The organism is Pantoea sp. SIMBA_079 (genome assembly GCF_046940275.1).
GTDB classification, from domain to species: Bacteria; Pseudomonadota; Gammaproteobacteria; order Enterobacterales; family Enterobacteriaceae; genus Pantoea; species Pantoea borealis.
In genome coordinates, this window is sequence record NZ_JAWRYR010000467.1 from 1 (window position 1) to 263 (window position 263).

Genomic DNA, 263 nt, shown 5'->3' on the forward strand with positions numbered 1-263 from the left:
CGATCCGGAAATGGCCAAGGATCTCGTCGCCGCCGCGTTCAACGATGCGTCGAACAAGATCGACGAGGAATCGAAGTCGCGGATGGCCGGTGCGACCGCGGGCATGCCGATTCCGCCCGGCATGAAGCTGCCGTTCTGACGGACGCGCGCTTGTCCCCGACACGTTCGATGCAGATGCGCATCCTCGCGCGCCGGCGTGCCGGCGAGGCGCACCGATGAGTGAGGTGCCGCTGCTCGACCAGCTGGTCGACGCGTTCCGCGTG

The 263-nt window shown here is 67.3% G+C and carries 1 protein-coding gene; it reads left to right on the forward strand.

Annotated features, from left to right (window positions below; translation table 11 throughout):
• A partial coding sequence (locus SB719_RS20840; protein ID WP_412159844.1) for a YbaB/EbfC family nucleoid-associated protein occupies positions 1-139 on the forward strand: 139 nt, incomplete at its 5' end.
• Positions 140-263: the final 124 nt, after the last annotated feature.